This is a genomic window from candidate division WOR-3 bacterium, assembly GCA_013177935.1.
Taxonomy (GTDB): domain Bacteria; phylum Hydrothermota; class Tepidihabitantia; order Tepidihabitantales; family Tepidihabitantaceae; genus Tepidihabitans.
This window is the reverse complement of sequence record JABLXZ010000002.1, coordinates 203,643-219,939: the sequence shown is the minus strand read 5'-3', so window position 1 is coordinate 219,939 and position 16,297 is coordinate 203,643. Positions and strand designations below refer to the sequence as shown.

16 protein-coding genes are annotated in these 16,297 nt (G+C 53.5%); 11 read left to right on the top strand and 5 right to left on the bottom strand.

Annotated elements, in window-relative coordinates:
• Positions 1–169 precede the first annotated feature (169 nt).
• Positions 170–3,676, bottom strand: coding sequence for a hypothetical protein (locus HPY86_04200; GenBank protein NPV14114.1), 3,507 nt, complete (start codon positions 3,674–3,676; stop codon positions 170–172).
• A 90-nt stretch (positions 3,677–3,766) separates the two neighbouring features.
• Complete coding sequence (locus HPY86_04195; protein NPV14113.1) at positions 3,767–4,759, bottom strand: membrane dipeptidase; 993 nt, start codon at positions 4,757–4,759, stop codon at positions 3,767–3,769.
• A gap of 90 nt (positions 4,760–4,849) precedes the next feature.
• On the opposite strand from HPY86_04195, the gene HPY86_04190 reads away from it, so the two are divergent.
• Positions 4,850–5,713 (top strand): M23 family metallopeptidase, encoded by an 864-nt coding sequence (locus HPY86_04190; GenBank protein NPV14112.1) that lies wholly within the window; start codon positions 4,850–4,852, stop codon positions 5,711–5,713.
• A 2-nt stretch (positions 5,714–5,715) separates the two neighbouring features.
• Here HPY86_04190 and HPY86_04185 read toward each other — a convergent pair whose 3' ends face one another.
• The 3 genes from HPY86_04185 to HPY86_04175 all read right to left on the bottom strand — a co-directional run bounded on the left by HPY86_04185 (position 5,716) and on the right by HPY86_04175 (position 9,033).
• Entirely contained in the window at positions 5,716–6,972 is a 1,257-nt protein-coding gene (locus tag HPY86_04185) for a hypothetical protein (protein NPV14111.1), read from the bottom strand.
• A gap of 349 nt (positions 6,973–7,321) precedes the next feature.
• On the bottom strand, positions 7,322–7,705 hold the full coding sequence (locus HPY86_04180) for a hypothetical protein (protein NPV14110.1): 384 nt from the start codon (positions 7,703–7,705) through the stop codon (positions 7,322–7,324).
• An 8-nt stretch (positions 7,706–7,713) separates the two neighbouring features.
• The gene (locus HPY86_04175; GenBank protein NPV14109.1) at positions 7,714–9,033 is read right to left on the bottom strand and encodes a glutamine synthetase; all 1,320 of its coding nucleotides are present in this window, start codon (positions 9,031–9,033) and stop codon (positions 7,714–7,716) included.
• Between the two features lie 219 nt (positions 9,034–9,252).
• Here HPY86_04175 and HPY86_04170 point away from each other — a divergent pair, with 219 nt between their 5' ends.
• The 10 genes from HPY86_04170 to HPY86_04125 are packed head-to-tail and all read left to right on the top strand — an operon-like array spanning position 9,253 to position 16,237.
• Complete coding sequence (locus HPY86_04170) at positions 9,253–9,699, top strand: PEGA domain-containing protein (protein NPV14108.1); 447 nt, start codon at positions 9,253–9,255, stop codon at positions 9,697–9,699.
• A gap of 3 nt (positions 9,700–9,702) precedes the next feature.
• The gene (gene amrS, locus HPY86_04165) at positions 9,703–10,785 is read left to right on the top strand and encodes an AmmeMemoRadiSam system radical SAM enzyme (GenBank protein NPV14107.1); all 1,083 of its coding nucleotides are present in this window, start codon (positions 9,703–9,705) and stop codon (positions 10,783–10,785) included.
• On the top strand, positions 10,782–11,813 hold the full coding sequence (locus HPY86_04160) for a DUF362 domain-containing protein (GenBank protein ID NPV14106.1): 1,032 nt from the start codon (positions 10,782–10,784) through the stop codon (positions 11,811–11,813). The genes amrS and HPY86_04160 overlap by 4 nt, the downstream gene beginning before the upstream one ends.
• Complete coding sequence (locus HPY86_04155) at positions 11,810–12,514, top strand: segregation/condensation protein A (GenBank protein ID NPV14105.1); 705 nt, start codon at positions 11,810–11,812, stop codon at positions 12,512–12,514. Before HPY86_04160 ends, HPY86_04155 begins: the two co-directional genes overlap by 4 nt.
• Positions 12,515–12,531: 17 nt before the next feature.
• The gene (locus HPY86_04150) at positions 12,532–12,876 is read left to right on the top strand and encodes a hypothetical protein (protein ID NPV14104.1); all 345 of its coding nucleotides are present in this window, start codon (positions 12,532–12,534) and stop codon (positions 12,874–12,876) included.
• Between the two features lie 15 nt (positions 12,877–12,891).
• Positions 12,892–13,368, top strand: a complete 477-nt coding sequence (locus tag HPY86_04145; GenBank protein NPV14103.1) for a DUF488 family protein — start codon at positions 12,892–12,894, stop codon at positions 13,366–13,368.
• Positions 13,365–14,267, top strand: a complete 903-nt coding sequence (nadA, locus tag HPY86_04140) for a quinolinate synthase NadA (GenBank protein NPV14102.1) — start codon at positions 13,365–13,367, stop codon at positions 14,265–14,267. Before HPY86_04145 ends, nadA begins: the two co-directional genes overlap by 4 nt.
• A 30-nt stretch (positions 14,268–14,297) precedes the next feature.
• A complete protein-coding gene (locus HPY86_04135) occupies positions 14,298–14,807 on the top strand; it encodes a hypothetical protein (protein ID NPV14101.1) in 510 nt (169 codons plus the stop codon).
• Positions 14,797–15,471: a hypothetical protein gene (locus tag HPY86_04130; GenBank protein NPV14100.1), complete on the top strand. Its 675-nt coding sequence runs from the start codon at positions 14,797–14,799 to the stop codon at positions 15,469–15,471. The genes HPY86_04135 and HPY86_04130 overlap by 11 nt, the downstream gene beginning before the upstream one ends.
• A complete protein-coding gene (locus tag HPY86_04125) occupies positions 15,440–16,237 on the top strand; it encodes a methyltransferase domain-containing protein (GenBank protein ID NPV14099.1) in 798 nt (265 codons plus the stop codon). Before HPY86_04130 ends, HPY86_04125 begins: the two co-directional genes overlap by 32 nt.
• Positions 16,238–16,297: the final 60 nt, after the last annotated feature.

The following is a 16,297-nucleotide window of genomic DNA, read 5'->3' as shown; positions in this document are numbered from 1 at the left end:
GCGGCACAAAAGATGCTAATTATTAAAATGGTGTTGAGGGCGGGTGCCCTCGCAAAGGGAACAGAAAAAGATGCAGTCCAGGAAACCGGGACCTGGCTGTACCTTCCTCCCTGATATCCCGGTAGCTTCCTCCTTGCGGGCTCCCAAACGGGAGCCCGTCATTTCTACCTTACTCTATTCGCACCGCCTTTGCCACTGTGCCGTTGACATCGATAAAAAGAACGCCCTTCTGGCTCGCCTTGGGCTGCCAGATAAAGGAGCCGCTTGTACCGCTAACCGGGATTTCAAACCTTTCCACACACCTGCCCAGCGCATCGTACACCACCGCTTTTAAAGGCTCGACCCGGTTTAGCAAATAATTAACGGTCACGCTCTGGGAGAAAAGTCTTGGATTGACATCAATGACGCACCGTGCAGGCAAACCGCTTACATCTTCTCTAACACCAACCTGTGGCTCATACCAGTTAAATGCGGTATCAGAATTGGCGGTCATCTGTGCCACGGTTCGCCCGCCGCAGATTGCAAATGCGACAATCTGACTGTCTCCCGCTGGAATGGTAAAAGGACCCACCGAAGAGAACGCGTGCCAGTTACCAATAGATGTTCCGCTTGTTGAGCGCAGTCTGCCGTCCAAAAACCGCATCTTTTCCGATTTGGTAAACCCATCGTTCACATAGGTGTTGTGAAAGATACAGTTTGCCCAGCCGTTTGCACCCTGCGGATAAATTGGTCTAAGTCCGAGCGCCAGCGTCTCCGGCGACGCCTTGACATAGGCAAGATTCCGGATGGAGTCGGTGCCGGCATAGTCGTACTCATCGTTAGAGTTCCAGGGCGCGGTGCGAAAGTCGCAGGCAACCCCTGCCCACAAATCAGAAATCGGCAGAGTGTCGTTATTGTGGATACGATACTCTAAGATGATAAAGTCGTTCTTATTTGGGTCCGCACTGACAAAACTGCGCTGGGTTATTGTTATCCCTTTGGGCGCGGAATGGCGGGCATCAGAAAATACACACCGATACTCCTGGTCCCCAAACTCCGGTGGCAGCACCGGCCTGAGCGACTCAACAATCGCAAAGTCCTGTGGTGTAACCTGCCAGGGTTGCCCGTAATAGTTGTCCGCCACCCATATCGTATCTGGTTCGTTGACGCCCAGTAAAAATGAACCATGCATCATCGCTGAAGAGGACCAGGCACGGCTCTTCGGATAGATAAAACCGAGCCCCTGACCGCGCCAGGTGGTTGTGCCAATCCCGCCATTGGCACACACACCGATAACAAAATCTCCGGTGTCGTGCACCGCCCACAACCCGGCACGCGCATAAGGCATGCCGACCGTTATCTCAAACTGGGTGCGCCAGGTACCACTATCACCCCGTACGGTCAGGTTTATCTCCAGTCTTTCACCATCTGGACAGTCTCTATCCACCCTTACCCGATAGGCACTGCCCCGCGCGGTATCGCCCACCGCAACCGAATCGTAAGAACTGGTGGAAACAAGCAATGTCAAATAGGGCGAACTGGAATGCAGCGTACCGGTGGTGTTAAAACTGGTCAAATTACCGAGATTGCTCACCACCACATACAGGTCCGCCTCATCACCCGGGTCAAGCCTGCCATTAACATCATCAACCCAGTAATGGTCATAAACCACGAGCGGTGTCGGCCTGCCACTTCGGGTGAAGATTGTCTTTTCAAACGGCGCGCCATCCTGAGCCGTGACCGAAACGGTCAATGTCCAGGTGTCTTCGAGCACGGGCAGAACAACCCTTGCTCTTCCCTGAGAGTTCGTCACGCCCCGGCCAATCAGTTCATTCTGATGGAGAATTGCCACTCGGGCTCCGGCTGCCGGTACAGAATCGGGATAATAGACCCGCACCACAACAATCTGGGGATTGGCAACAATCGTGTCCGGGCAGCTGACCGTGAGTGGCTTGGGCACCTGGCGCCACACGAGCATCGTCGGGTCGCCCTGCAATGTCCATTCGTAAACTGACCAGCGATAGGTCATCTGACTGAACGCCGCATTGCGGTAAAAGTCCTTTGCCAGCGCATAAGCCTGACCCTGATTCCACCCCTTAATGTAGTTGTTGTAAAACTCCATACACAGGTTCTCAGAAGGACCCATATTCGGAGGCGCACCCCAGCCATAGCGAGCGTTCAGGCAGGTCGAAACCGCACCGCCATTGGTGATGGTAACAAACTGTTCCGCCAGACAGTCGTACTGGTCAAAGTTGCCACAGTCGCACGCCATTGAATTGACAATCACCGGCTTGGTGCTGTTGGTAAGAGAGCCTAAATTGGAAGTTGAAAAGGTCGAGCCAAAGGCGTTGTACGACCCATGGCCGGCATAATGGAAAAGGTGCCGGCCATTGTTGATGCTCGCCACACACTGAGTCGGGCTCATATTGTAAACCGAATCGACCAGCCAAATGCCCAAATCAGAAAGCGCCAGCGCAATGTTTTTGTTCACAATCCTGCCGTAGTAGTCAATGTTTGTCCACAACGCTTCAAACGGCAAAAGGACATTGTGGAGATAGGTTGTGTCTGGATGCCGCTCATACAGGCTGTCCTTGTGCAAAAAGTTGGCACAGTGGCTGGCATCATCTAATGGCAACCTGCCCACGATGATGTCAGAATAAAGGTCAACCGAATCCGGGTTAAAATTGGTGTACGAGTATTCACCAAATTGCGAGTTGTTGTTCGCATCCCAGGTACCATCAAGGTCCGAATAGTACAGGTCAGCCGGGACATTGTAAGGCGAATAGGGTAGATACCCATAACGGCAGGGCACATGCTGAACATCGCCGGCTAAAATTACATACTTCAAACCCTGATGGGCAAACTTGTCCTTCAGCATATTCCGAATCTTTTCCGGATTGTCCCGGCCTGGATAGCGGGCATAAATCGTTTCGGTCGGCACAATCTCGGTGTAATAACCCTTGCGCCGCAGATAGTTGCGGAAATTAATCAGTGCCGGCGCCAGGGTTGAAGAGGTTACAATCACAACATCCAGTTCCGCATTGTCCAGTTCCGCGCTCAAAGGTGCCCAGCGACTTACATCCTGAGGATTCACGACCAGCGCAGAAACCGCCTCATTTGCCAGTTCCAGTTGCCCTGGGGTCAATACCGTCTGCGAAAGGGCGTTGTTTTCGTACTCAATCTCCAGTTCGGCCCGGGTCGCAACGAACAGCCGGCCTGATGCCGGATGGTAACGAAACGGGCAGAAAAGAAAACCGGCGATGCGGAAACCGGCTTTGGAACCGGCAGGAACACCAATAACCAGCTCCGGAGGATAAGCCGCATCCGAACTGTAAATTGCGGGGTCTGGTTCAACAAACGGGATTGAATTGAACTGCGACAGGGGCCGCATCGGTTGCACCGGATAGATGTTTACCCCCTGTGCCAGTTCCCGCCACTCTACATCCTTTAACCGCACCGCAACCAGTCGGGCATCAGGCGGAATCAGCACATTGCCTGAAAGGACCGGCAAAAGCGGCTCACCCGGCTCCGTGGTCGCAACTACTATCAAACCTGGTGCCGGCGGCTTTAGTTGCACAACCGTAAAATCGTCCTGATTGGACAACCAAACCTGTTCCGGAGAAATTGCCAGAGGTACGGTAATGCGACCGGCAAAAAGCAAATTGACGCAAACCGTCAACAGCAAGAAATGCTTCACAAATCCTCCTTTTTTAACTTGGTTTGACCGATATGCCAGAGCAACAAAAAAATTATTACTCAACAATACTCAAAGTCAAATAAAAAACCGTTAACCAGCGCGTGCTGCCCAGACCTTTTCCCAGACCCGAACAAAATTCAGCCCCAGCACCTTTTTGATTTCCGCTTCTGTGTAACCCATTTTTACCAAACCCTTGGTGATTTCGGGCAGCCGGGTTCCATCCTCAAGACCCTTCAGATTTCCTGAAAACCCATCAAAGTCCGAACCGAGCCCGACCACATCGGGTCCAAAATGTTGAACAACATAGTCAATTGCCCGCAACACATCCTTAACCGACGCCCGCTTCGGATTAGGGTTCAGAAACGCAGGCAGGAAAACCTGCCCCATCACCCCACCCTTTTGGGCTAAAATTGCCAGTTGCCCTTTCTTTAAATTACGATTGTGCCTTCTCAAAGCATACACCCCGGAATGCGAGGCAATAACCGGTGCCACGCTCAACTCAACCGCCTGATAAAATGTCCTTTCTGCCGAATGGGAAACATCAACTATCATACCTAACCGGTTCATCAACCTTACCGCCCTTTTACCAAGTTCCGAAAGCCCCTGATGCGGTCTGTTTTTGTCCCAGCTGGCATCGCCCAGTTCATTGGAGTTGCACCAGGTCAGGGTTAAAACCCTTACCCCGGCACGAAACCACCGCTTTAGCCGGGAAAGGTCCCCTTCCAGCGCATGTCCACCCTCAACCCCGATGACAATTGCAGTTCTACCCGAGCGCACAATCCGCTTTAAACCATAAGGGGAAAGAGCCAGTCCCACCTGATTGCGGTTTTGGGCGCAAATCTGTTTTATCAACCGGCAACCGTTCAACACAAACCGGTCAAACTCCCCGGGTTTTAACCGTTTGGGGTCAGGAAACAGGGCAAAAACCTGCGCCCTAACCCCACCCAAAACCAGCCGCGGCAGGTCCAGATGTCCAAAACGGCTGCGCCGGGTGATATCTCTTTTCCCTGAGATATGGGCAAGTATCGTATCACAGTGCATATCAACTACCAGAGAACTAAAGTGTAGCTGTTTGGGCGTCATAGGCGGTAAGTTTAACACCCGCTAAATTCAGGTCAACATAGACCAGAAAAATTTTCTTGACAGCCGAACCCGGCAGGGTAAAATCCTATTGTGGAAAGGCTTCAGGTTCTGGTTCACCTGACCCGACGCAACAAGGCTTTGAGCCTTTCCTTTCCTATCTACTATATATATTTCGCAATAGCGGTCCTTTTCGGGTTTTTTGTCTTTAGTGGCGCATTTACCCGTTTTATCGTTAACCGGTTTACCGACCGCGGACTTTTAAACCACCTCATCGCCGAAAACAGCCGATTGAGTAAACAGCTTACCGCCTATGCCGCGGCAGTGGACAGTTTCCGGCAGTTCCTTACCTTCACCGAACAGATGGACAATAAACTCCGGGCTGCAGTCAATCTGGGTCTGGTGCCGGCTGATGTCCGGCTGATGGGTGTAGGTGGGGTTCAGACCCCGAGTCCGGCGCCCGAGGTTGATGAACTTCTCCGCCGGGCTAAATTCACCCAGAGGTCGCTACTGGAAATTGACCGCGCCGTAACCCGGCAGCAGGAACGGCTAAAATGCACCCCTTCAATCTGGCCTGTTCAGGGCTGGGTCACATCCAACTTTGGCTATCGCCAGGACCCGTTCACCGGAAGAAGGGAGATGCACGCCGGGATGGATATTGTTGCTCCACGCGGCACACCGATTGTTGCCCCTGCCGACGGTAAGGTGGTTTATGCAGGATGGAAATCCGGGTTTGGCAGAACTGTGGAGATTGACCACGGCTGGGGTATCCAGACATTTTATGGCCACTGCAACACCATCCGGGTTACGGTTGGCAAGAGGGTCAAACGGGGTGAGGTCATCGCCACGGTTGGTGCCACCGGACAGGCAACCGGCAATCACCTCCACTACGGAATAAAGGTCAACGGCAACTGGGTCAACCCTGCCGATTACATCCTTACCGGTAAGGGCAGATAACCTTACCGTTTCAGCAACACAACCGGTTGTTTCGCACAAACCTTGCGACCGGCGTAACGGTATTCAAGGTACACCGCATACAACCCAACCGGTGCCAGACCGCCCTGGTCCATCCTGCCATTCCAGTAAACCACCCCCTGGGCCTCATTTATCTCCCGCCCGGCAAAAATTACCCGAACCGTCCTGCCTGAAAGGTCAAAAACCTTCAAACTCATCCTGCCCCCGGGTTCTGGTAAAACAAAATTAATCGGCAAACTGTCTTCAAAGCCATCGCCATCCGGACTGAAACTATTTAACCCCAGACTCAAAAGCCCACCCGCTCCACCTGGTGTAACAACCATCCGGTAAAGGTTGTTCGTTGTGTCCCTGTCACCAGGGCATAAAATCCGGCACCACAACTCAGCCCGGGTTTGGGGACAGGTTGCCTCAAAAACAAACACACTCTCCTGCTTTGGTCTTAAAGACGCCACCTCAATATCGACCAAAACTTCGCCTTTATCCCAGCCCCATAATAGCCGCCAGTTTGGCGCTGGCACAAAACCGGCGTTTTTCACCCCAACCCGAAAATTGAACCGCTCACCCGGTTCTGGCACAAACCTGTCTATCAAACCCATTTCGGTAATGGTCAAATCAAAATAGGAACTGACCGCATTTGTTCTGCCTGGGGTCGCGCCTGAAGAGTCCGGGCACACCGCCCAGTTCCCCTTGTGGTCCGGCGCATTGATATCTATCCTCTCATAGGAAAAACCGTCACCCGCATCAAACGGAAACCCATCTTCTGACTCCTGGGGTGTGCCAAAGGTTGTTGTATCGCCGTAAGGTGACGCAACCGTTATCGGGTCATTACCTGTCAGGCCGTTGCCAATCGTGGTGTTGCCAATAGTTAAAATCAAACAGGAGTCGCCAATCTGGTAAGGCTGGAGATAGCCACCCAGACCACCGCTATCGGTATACTCCGGGTCAAGAATCAGCGCAAAACCACCGGGCTTGAGCCAGGTTGTGCCGATAAGTAAGCCCGGGTTGTTTCGCAAAATCGTTGAATCGTGCCAGGCAACAATCCGGTCTAATGCATCACCATCATCTACCGTATAATTAAACAGGTCAATCGCTTCGTTGCCCGTATTGTACAGTTCAATAAACTCATTCCGGTCCTCCGGCATCAGAACGCCACTACCGCCTCTGGGATTTGCCATCACCTCGGTAATCACCAGTTGCCCGGGAACAAAAAGCATTAGGAGAATCATCTCAACCGCTAACATCGGGATTAACCTTAAACCATACTTAACTGCCGGTCAACACCTGCGCCAAACGCCATATCAGGTACAAACGCCCTGCTCCATACTATCCCGGTAACGACTCAGGGAACCGCTCCGGGAACCGTTCCCCCAACGATTCGGTAACTGGTTGAGTAAATCGTATCCAGGACCCTCTTTTACCCGGCATCCAGCCGCACATCCAGAAACCGGCCCTCTGGTTAGTACGGCTTACCTGTCCAAATTTACATCTGAACCCTGGCCGGCATTCATCGGGAGTAAATGACGATATTAGGTTGACCGGTTCAACCGTTAGAAGAGTACTGTGTTACAACAATCAAACCTTTATACCAGCTCACCCTAACGGTTGCACGTGCCAATTTTCATCCACCCACAGTTTAACTATTCGGGTGTTTAACCCCCAGGACTTGATTGTTTGTTCTGCCCGGTCCAGTTGGCTTAACTGAACCGTTTTCTCTGCCCCATTTCCCGCACAATCAAAATGGCCCGCCAGCGCAATTACTACCGCCCGGTGGCTTTCAACCGATATCGCAACCCGCCTTTTGATTGAATCGACCGTAGCGCGGTCCTGATTTTCCGCAAGAATTTTGTTCGGCCCCGGCTCAGTCACCATATCAACATAATCCAGTCCGAACTCCCTTTTCAAATACTCAATCACCGGCAGCTGCACCCTGCCGTCCATACAGTTAATCGCCACCCCAAAGACCTTCTTTTCCATATCTCAATTTACAGTATCGGCAGATACCGCTTTATCTCAAACTCGGTCACCTGTGCCTTGTACTCGTCCCACTCTTGGCGCTTGTTGCGCAGAAAGAAGGCAAACAGCTCATCACCTAAAGTTGACCGCACCAGTTCACTTTTCTCGGTTAACTTTATCGCCTCGGAAAGGTCTTTGGGCAGACAGGTAATTTTTGCCCGTGCCCGCTCCTCTTCGGTCATCCGATAGATGTTGTCGGTAGTGGGTGGCGCGAGGGAAAGTTTTTCCTCCACACCCCTTAACCCGGCGGCAAATATCACCGCAAACGCCAGATACGGGTTGCATGCCGGGTCAGGTGAACGGTACTCAATCCGCGCCGCTTCGGGCCGGTCCTTGGAAAATGCCGGCACCCGTACCAGCGCACTGCGGTTCACCCTTGCCCAGGACACATAAACCGGCGCCTCAAATCCGGGCACGAGTCGCTTGTAGGAGTTGACCCATTGATTGGTGACTGCGGTTATTTCCGGCGCGTACTTGAGCAGACCGGCGATAAACTGCCGGCAGATTGGCGAAAGGTTCATCTCGTCTTTTGCCGAATAAAAGGCATTCCTGCCATTACGGAATAAGGAGATGTGGGTGTGCATACCAGAGCCGTTGACCCCAAAAACCGGCTTGGGCATAAAGGTGCAGTGGATGTTGTGCCGTTTTGCCACCTGGCGGGCAACAAACCGGCAGGTGACAACATTGTCTGCCATCGTCAAGGCATCGGTGTAGTGCAGGTCAATCTCGTGCTGGCTCGGTGACACCTCGTGGTGGCTATACTCCACACCAACCCCGAGTTTCTCCAGTTCAACAATCGTCTCTTCGCGCACCTGCTCGGGCAGGGCGGTCGGTATCAGGTCAAAATAACCACCCTGGTCCAGAAGGTTCGGCGCCCCGCCGTTCTGAAAGTAAAAGCACTCCAGTTCACAGCCCGCATAAAGCGCAAAACCCATCTTCTGCGCCTTGCTTACAACCCGGCGCAGCACCTGTCGCGGGTCAAAATCAACCGGTTTGCCATCGGGCGTAAACACATCGCAGAACATCCTTGCCGCCCGCGCGCCTTGCACCTCCCAGGGCAGAACCGCAAAACTGGCCGGGTCAGGCTTGACAACCATATCCGACTCCTCAATCCGGGCAAAACCCTCAATTGACGAACCGTCAAAACTCAGTCCGTGCCGCAGCGCCCGTGATAGTTCCCGGCTGGAAATGGTAATCCCTTTGAGAAACCCTAACACATCGGTGAACCAGAGCTGAACGAACCGGACCCTGTTTTTCTTTATCTCGCCTGCCAGATTAATCTCGGTCAATGTATCCTCCCTTTTCTCCTTTGTAAGTAACTTACAATTATACCATAACTTACTTAAATGTCAACGCCAACTGAATTCTGCCCCGCAACCGCAACGCTTAAATCTTGCCTGCGCCCCTATTTTCCTTTGGACAAAAATCGCCCACGCCATCTTCTGCCCTCTATCATCAATCACTATTTCTGTTTGACTGAGTTGCTGTTTTCCGTTACCCTTTGTTTAATGGTGGTAACCGTTTTGTCATTTATCCTTGTTGTCGGACAAACTTCTCCTGGACCCGGATTCCTTACTGTCCGTTCTGACCCTCCGGGTTACAACATTTTTGTTGAAGGCGACTCCGCTGGGTTAACCCCCTTAGAGCGATATCAACTGGACCCGGGCCGGTACTGGGTGACAATTGTTTCCAACGACAGTCTCGAAACGCTCTACCGGCAGTTGCGTTCTGGAACTGTTGGTGCGCGGTTAAACGCCCTCTGGACCCTAGCGCGCATTGATGGCGCAACCTCCCAGGTTGAACTTTTACCCGGACTTGAAACCCGGGTTCTAATTGACCGGCAAACGATGGAGAAAAACGCCTGCCGGGCAAAATGGCTGGTGTTCGGTGGCATTGGCGGCGTGTTTACGCTCGGGCTGGTTTGCGGTGTAATCATCGGCGTCGTTGCCCATTAACCGATGAACCGGTTTCTCTTTTTTGCCCTACTCGTGCTTATGAGCCTTGCCCCTGTACCCCAAAAGGGGAAAGTTGAACTCACTGAAGCCCGCTACTACCGAAAACTGGAAAACAAAATGGTCCAGTGCGAACTGTGCCCGCGACGGTGTGTTATCGCTCCGGGTAAAAGGGGCTTCTGTCGGGTGCGGGAAAATCGCAACGGCACCCTTTACTCACTGGTCTATGGCAAACCCTGCTCCATCAATCGCGAACCGATTGAGAAGGCACCATTTTTTCACTTCCTGCCCGGTGCCCTGCGTTTGACCCTTGCCACGGTTGGTTGTAATCAGCGCTGCAAGTACTGCCAGAACTGGGAGATTTCCCAGGCAACACCAGAAGCGGTGCCGTACCAGGAGATGACCCCGAAACAGGTTGTTGCCCTGGCTGAGAAACTCAACCTGCCCATCATCTGTTTCACCTATACCGAACCGGTTGTCTTTTTTGAGTATATGATTGACATCGCCCGCCTTGCCCGCGCCCGGGGTATCAAAACTGCGGTCGTGTCCGGGGGGTATATCAACCCGGAACCGCTGCGTGAACTGTGTTCGGCTGTTGACGCCATCAAGATTGACCTGAAAGGGTTTACGCCTGAGTTTTATCGCACGGTGTGTGGTTCAACCCTTGAGCCGGTACTAACCGCAATAAAAACGGTCGCCCAGACTTCCTGTCACTTAGAACTGGTCAACCTTGTTGTCCCGGGTTTTAACGACGACACTACAACCATTCGTCAGATGTGTAACTGGATAAAGGAAAATTGCGGTGACACCATCCCGCTGCACTTCACCCAGTTCCATCCTGACTACCAGTTACAAAATGCGCCGGTAACACCGGTCAAGACTCTGGAAAAGGCTATCGCCATCGCCCGTCAGACCGGCTTGAAGTATGTCTACATCGGCAATGTCCCGGGTCACCAGGACGAAAACACCTTCTGTCCCAAATGCGGCAATCTGCTCATCCGGCGTCAGGGCTATACCGTGCTGGAAAACAGTATTGTCAATGGTAAATGCAAATTCTGTAAAACACCTATTCCAGGAGTGTGGCGATGAGTTCATCAGTTGTCTGGTTTGTGCCACCCGAACGGGTGGCTGATGGCGTCGGCCAAATCCTTGAGCAGTCCGGATTTTTTGCCCGCACCCGGCCGCGCAAGAAGGTGGGTATCAAAACCCATTTTGGCGAAAATGACAACAACAACCATATCAGCCCGGAACTGGTGCGCAGCGCCGCCATCGCCTGTATCAATCACGACCTCCAGCCCGTTGCCGTAGAAACAACCGCGCTTTATCGTGGCCGGCGCCAGCGTGCCTCCGAGCACATCAAACTTGCCCGGGAGCACGGCTTTACCGTGGAGCGGACTCTGGTGCCGATTGAAATCCTGGACGGTGAGTACGGTGAACATTTCTATCCGGTAGCGCTCGACTTTGCGCCCCAAACTCCCGCTTATCTCGCCGGCAGACTCCGTTTCATTCGCTACCTCGTCAACCTCGCCCACTTCAAAGGACACTTTGTTGCCGGCTTCGGCGGTGCGATAAAAAGTATTGCGATGGGGCTGGCAGCAAAGGCGGGCAAACTGGCGATGCACTCCTCTTCCAAACCTTATGTGGATGAAGAGAAGTGCCTCAGTTGCGGTAACTGCGTTGACTACTGCCCCCACGATGCGATTGACTTTGTCAAGTATGTTGCCCGTATCGGCCGCAGTTGCACTGGCTGTGGAGGCTGTCTTGCCGTCTGTCCGCACGGCGCCATCAAGATTAACTGGGACGCCGCCTCGGAGTCGGTACAAAAGAAACTTGCCGAATACTGCTATGCGGTGCTCAAGGACCGGGTGGCGATTCACTTCAACATCGTCTTAAAGGTGACCCCGAACTGCGACTGCTACCCCCAGACCGAAAATCCGATTATGCCTGATGTTGGGCTGTTCGCCTCTTTTGACCCGGTGGCATGCGACCAGGCGGCATGGGACCACACCCGTTCGGCTCTGAAAGAGATTTATCCGCACCTCAATCCGGAAATTGTTCTGGCACGGGGCGAGGAGATTGGCTTGGGTAAACGAAATTACCAGCTGGTGTCTCTATGACGAAGGAGACCCTGGTCCGGCTCGAGGTTTTCGAGGGACCGCTGGAACTTTTGCTCTACCTCGTGCGCAAAAATGAACTGGATGTGTTTGACATCCCGATTGCCCGTCTGACCGATGACTACCTTGCCCTGCTGCGCAGCGAGAACATTTTGAACCTTGACGCCGCCAGCGACTTTCTGGTTATGGCGGCGGTGCTTTTGCGCCTCAAAACCCGCGCCCTCTTACCCCGCACCGCCGAAGAAGACCTTTCCACACCCCAGATTTCGCTTGAACAGATTATTGAAAGTTATCGCTCATTTCAGCAGGCGGCGCGGATCCTCGCCCGCCGCGAAGCCGAGCAACGCCAGCGTTTTCCCCGGCTGGGCGAATCGCCACCGCCCCGTCCGGCCGAGTCTGAAGACATCACCCTTCTTGCCCGTGCCTTCAGCCGGCTCCTTGCCCGGCTCAAACCCACTCCTGCGGTAACGATTGAACCGCAGCGCATCAAAGTCTCGGATAAAATTGCCGTACTCCGTAACCTGCTTAAAGCGAAGGAGCGCCTGGCTTTTGAGGAGGCGGTGACCGGCGCCACCCTCACCGAAATCATCGTCACCTTCCTTGCCCTGTTAGAACTGGTGCGCCTCGGTGAGGTCAAGGTTGTCCAGACCGACGCCTTTGCCCCGATTGAACTGCACCGCCAAACACTTGACAATTGCCAATAACCGTTTAACATCAATCTGTGGAGATAAAAGCCACTGGTTTTGGCTGGATTGAAACCGACCGTGCCCGGTTTGACACCGATATCGTCATCTATCCGGATGACCGCATCGAGAACCGTTATCGGCATCTCACCGGTGACAACCACACCGTCGGTAAAAAGGAGGTGGCGCGGGTACTCGCTGGCACTAACGCCCGCCTCGTTATTGGTACGGGCCAGGATGGGGTTGTGCAACTAAGTCCGGATGCCATTCAATTTCTCCAAGCCAATAACATCGACTACCACGCCGCCCCGACGCCAGAGGCGATAAAGATTTACAATCAACTCAACCCGCCCAAAGCGGCAATCTTCCATGTTACCTGTTGAAAGGGGACACCAAGAATGAAGCTTTATACCCTCGGTACCGGTCATCGCCCGGAATACGAGTTCAGCCGTTTGCTTTATAAATTCGGCATCCAGGTTCTGTTCGACATCCGCGCCAACCCCGGACCGATTGCCGAAAAACTGCCCCACCTTTCCCGCGCCGGTCTGGAAAAGTTGTGCTCGGACAACAAGATTAACTATGTGTTTTTGGGCAACGAACTGGGCGGTGGCTGTCGCGCCCTGCTCGCCGCACCTGACCGCCATGCGGTAAAGAACTGGCTCCAGACCGAAGAGGTACAACGCGGGCTGAAAATCATCAGCAGCCGGGTTCCCACCCGGGTCTGCTGCATCCTCTGCTCCTGCTACACACCGGAGTTCTGTCGCCGGCTCATCCTCGCCCAAGAGGTCGCCCGGAACGGGGTGGAGGTTGTCCACATCCTTGAAGAGGACCGGTTCTGGCAACCCGGGAAATCAAAACCACCCCGGCGCCGATGAACGCTGATTTAATAAAAGAGATTGTCGAATTAAAGAAGCGGCAGCGGGCAATCGTGCTCTGCCACAACTATCAGCCGCCTGAGATATACGAGGTTGCCGACTTCATCGGTGATTCGCTTGAACTCGCCCGTCAGGCACAACAGGCAGACTGCGAACTGATTGTGTTCTGCGGCGTTAAGTTTATGGCCGAGACCGCCAAACTCCTCAATCCCCAAACCCGGGTTGTGCTCGCCGAACCCCGCGCCGGCTGTCAGATGGCAAAGATGATTACCGCCGAATCCCTGCGCCGCAAAAAGGCGGAACTGGGTGTTGACCTCGTTGTCGCCTATGTCAACACCGATGCCGAAGTCAAAGCCGAAGCTGACATCTGCTGCACCTCAGCAAATGCGGTTAAGGTTGTTGCCACTCTGCCCGCAGACCGGCGCATTCTCTTTGTTCCAGACAAAAACCTTGCCCTCTGGGTGGCGCATGAAACCGGCCGCAACATCATCCCCTGGGAAGGTTTCTGTTATGTCCACGCCTTTTTCACGCCGGCTGATGTTGCGCAGGCAAGAAAAGAGCATCCCAATGCAATTGTTATCGTTCATCCCGAATGTCAACCAGATGTAATTGCCGCCGCCGACAAAGTGGCTTCAACCGGTGGCATGCTCCGTCTCGCCCGGGACTATGATGAAATCGTCCTGGGCACCGAAATCGGGATGTGCCAGCGCATCCGCCGGGAGTACCCGGGCAAAATCTGCCACCCCTTGCGCCGCACCGCAATCTGCCGCAATATGAAACTGACCACCCTCGAAAAGGTCCACACTGCCCTCTCCGGCACACAACCGGAAATCACCATCCCGGAGGAGGTCGCCATCCGTGCCCGTGCTGCCCTGCAGCGGATGATGGACATTTCTTGACACAATTTGTCGGAATGGTAAAGTTTAATGGTGCTAAATCTGCTGCTCGCTGCCACATTATTTTTTACGGGCTTTGATTTTGGGGGCCGGGTGGGCGCGGCGTTTCCTACCGGCGGCATCAACCGTCATACCCGTTCCAGTACCCTCTTGGGTGCGCAACTGGGCTACACATTTTCCCGTCATCGCCTGGGATTGAACTACTCCTTCCTTGACTTCGCCGGTAAACAGAACATCCGTTACGAAATGACCATCCACGAACTATCCCTATCTTACAGTTATGCCCTGGTTGCGAAATCAAACTGGGGCTTGGCGCTGGGCGCGGGCCCAGGTTATGGCTACATCCGCCGCACCTACAACTACGCGCGCGAAACCGGCTACGCACCGGATTGTCATATCAACCTCTTTGTCTATCAACAGGAACGCCACAGCCGGGTCTGTGCCGGTATTGACAATATTATCTTCTTAAGTGCGCCGCCGAACCGAACGCCGGTGTTTACATACTTCCCGGCTATTTATGCGGAGGTCGGCTATGCCTTTTAGAAGGTTAAAATGTAAAATACCGCTATTGCCCAGCCGCCGGTCTTTTACTCTTCTGTTCTGCTTAACTTCTGCGCTTTTGTTTGCCGCTCTCCTTTCCTGCTCCGATACGCTACTCTTTCGTGCCGGTGCTGACTACTTCCCGTTAATTCCGGGCAGCCGCTGGAAGTATCTTGCCGGAACCGACACCATCTATGTTGAGGTTGATACCCTGCCCGCAGCGATGTTAAATCAAAATTGTATCAGGGTTTACCGCAATGCGGCACCGGAATACTACTTGAGCAACCCAACCGAAATCCGGCGCCTCGTTGTCAACACCATCTCGCGCCCCAACGCACCGGACACGGTTGAATACCGGTTTGGTTTGCTCTATCAACTGCCCTTTGTGCTCGGTGACAGTAGTTTTGACCGGTTTGATACAATCCTTGTTTACGGTCCCGATACGATTCAATTCACCCATCTGGTCCGTGCCTGGGTTGCCGCTTTGGAAAGTGTGTCAACGAGCGCCGGAGATTTTTACGACTGCTATCGGATTGAGTTTACTGAAAAGATTTTTGCCCGGGAAACAACCGAAACATCCTGGACCGAGTGGCTTGCTCCGGAAATCGGCATAGTCCGGAGGCAAACCGCCCAGGGTGAAGAGTTCCTGGTCGAATACCAGCGTTGAAAGGAAGAAGTTGATGCCGCCCCGCGACTACATACCCGTAGCACCGGCTTGGGAGCGTAACCCCGACGATAGCGACATCTGGCGCCGGGTGGTGGTTATGCCATCGCTTGCCCTGAACCAGGCGGAGATGGAGTTTCTTGGACCCGTCGCCGGCAAAAGGGTGTGCGTAATTGGCACCGGTGACGGCATGGCACCGCTTGCCCTTGCCGCAATGGGCGCCAAGGTGCGGTTGATTGACCCATCGAACAGTGGACTGGATGTGGTTATGGTCCGGGCGCAGATTGTCGGCGTGGAACTGGAATATCAGGAAGCGGAGCTAACCAACCTCTCTTCCCTGGGTGAAAACGCCTGCGAAATCGCCTATGCGGCTCAGGTTGCCGGGCTGGTTGAAGACCTAGGCTCGTTTTATCAGGCGGTTTTCTCAATCCTTGAACCCGGTGGTCGGTTGGTCGTCAACGAATACCACCCGATTCGCCGCATCTGGAAACAGGAACCAGGACCCCCGCGTCTCGCCTTTTCTTATTTTGAGCGCCGGCGGCCGCGTGGTGAAGAGGATTTTGAAGAGGGTTTTCCCACACCGGGTAAGGCGTTTGGTAGATACAACTACCACTGGACTTTGTCCGACCATTTTTATTTCCTGTCCCGGGCCGGATTTCATATCTTCGGGCTGGAAGAAGTAGGCGATGTCCGGCAGCATTGGGAAGTGCCTAACCTCTCCGGTATGCCCGAACAACTAATAATCGCCGCCGACAAACCCCAGAAGTAAAATTGACACAAGCCGCCTTTTGTTTATGATTTACTGTTGTCAGTAGATTAGTGTATTAAT

Excerpts from the sequence above, each read along its gene's own strand:
- HPY86_04185 (NPV14111.1), bottom strand. The coding sequence starts at position 6,972 with ATGTTAGCGGTTGAGATGATTCTCCTAATGCTTTTTGTTCCCGGGCAA.
- HPY86_04160 (NPV14106.1), top strand. The coding sequence starts at position 10,782 with ATGAGTTCATCAGTTGTCTGGTTTGTGCCACCCGAACGGGTGGCTGAT.
- HPY86_04195 (NPV14113.1), bottom strand. The coding sequence starts at position 4,759 with ATGACGCCCAAACAGCTACACTTTAGTTCTCTGGTAGTTGATATGCAC.
- HPY86_04145 (NPV14103.1), top strand. The coding sequence starts at position 12,892 with ATGAAGCTTTATACCCTCGGTACCGGTCATCGCCCGGAATACGAGTTC.
- HPY86_04155 (NPV14105.1), top strand. The coding sequence starts at position 11,810 with ATGACGAAGGAGACCCTGGTCCGGCTCGAGGTTTTCGAGGGACCGCTG.
- HPY86_04130 (NPV14100.1), top strand. The coding sequence starts at position 14,797 with ATGCCTTTTAGAAGGTTAAAATGTAAAATACCGCTATTGCCCAGCCGC.
- amrS (NPV14107.1), top strand. The coding sequence starts at position 9,703 with ATGAACCGGTTTCTCTTTTTTGCCCTACTCGTGCTTATGAGCCTTGCC.
- HPY86_04170 (NPV14108.1), top strand. The coding sequence starts at position 9,253 with ATGGTGGTAACCGTTTTGTCATTTATCCTTGTTGTCGGACAAACTTCT.
- HPY86_04180 (NPV14110.1), bottom strand. The coding sequence starts at position 7,705 with ATGGAAAAGAAGGTCTTTGGGGTGGCGATTAACTGTATGGACGGCAGG.
- nadA (NPV14102.1), top strand. The coding sequence starts at position 13,365 with ATGAACGCTGATTTAATAAAAGAGATTGTCGAATTAAAGAAGCGGCAG.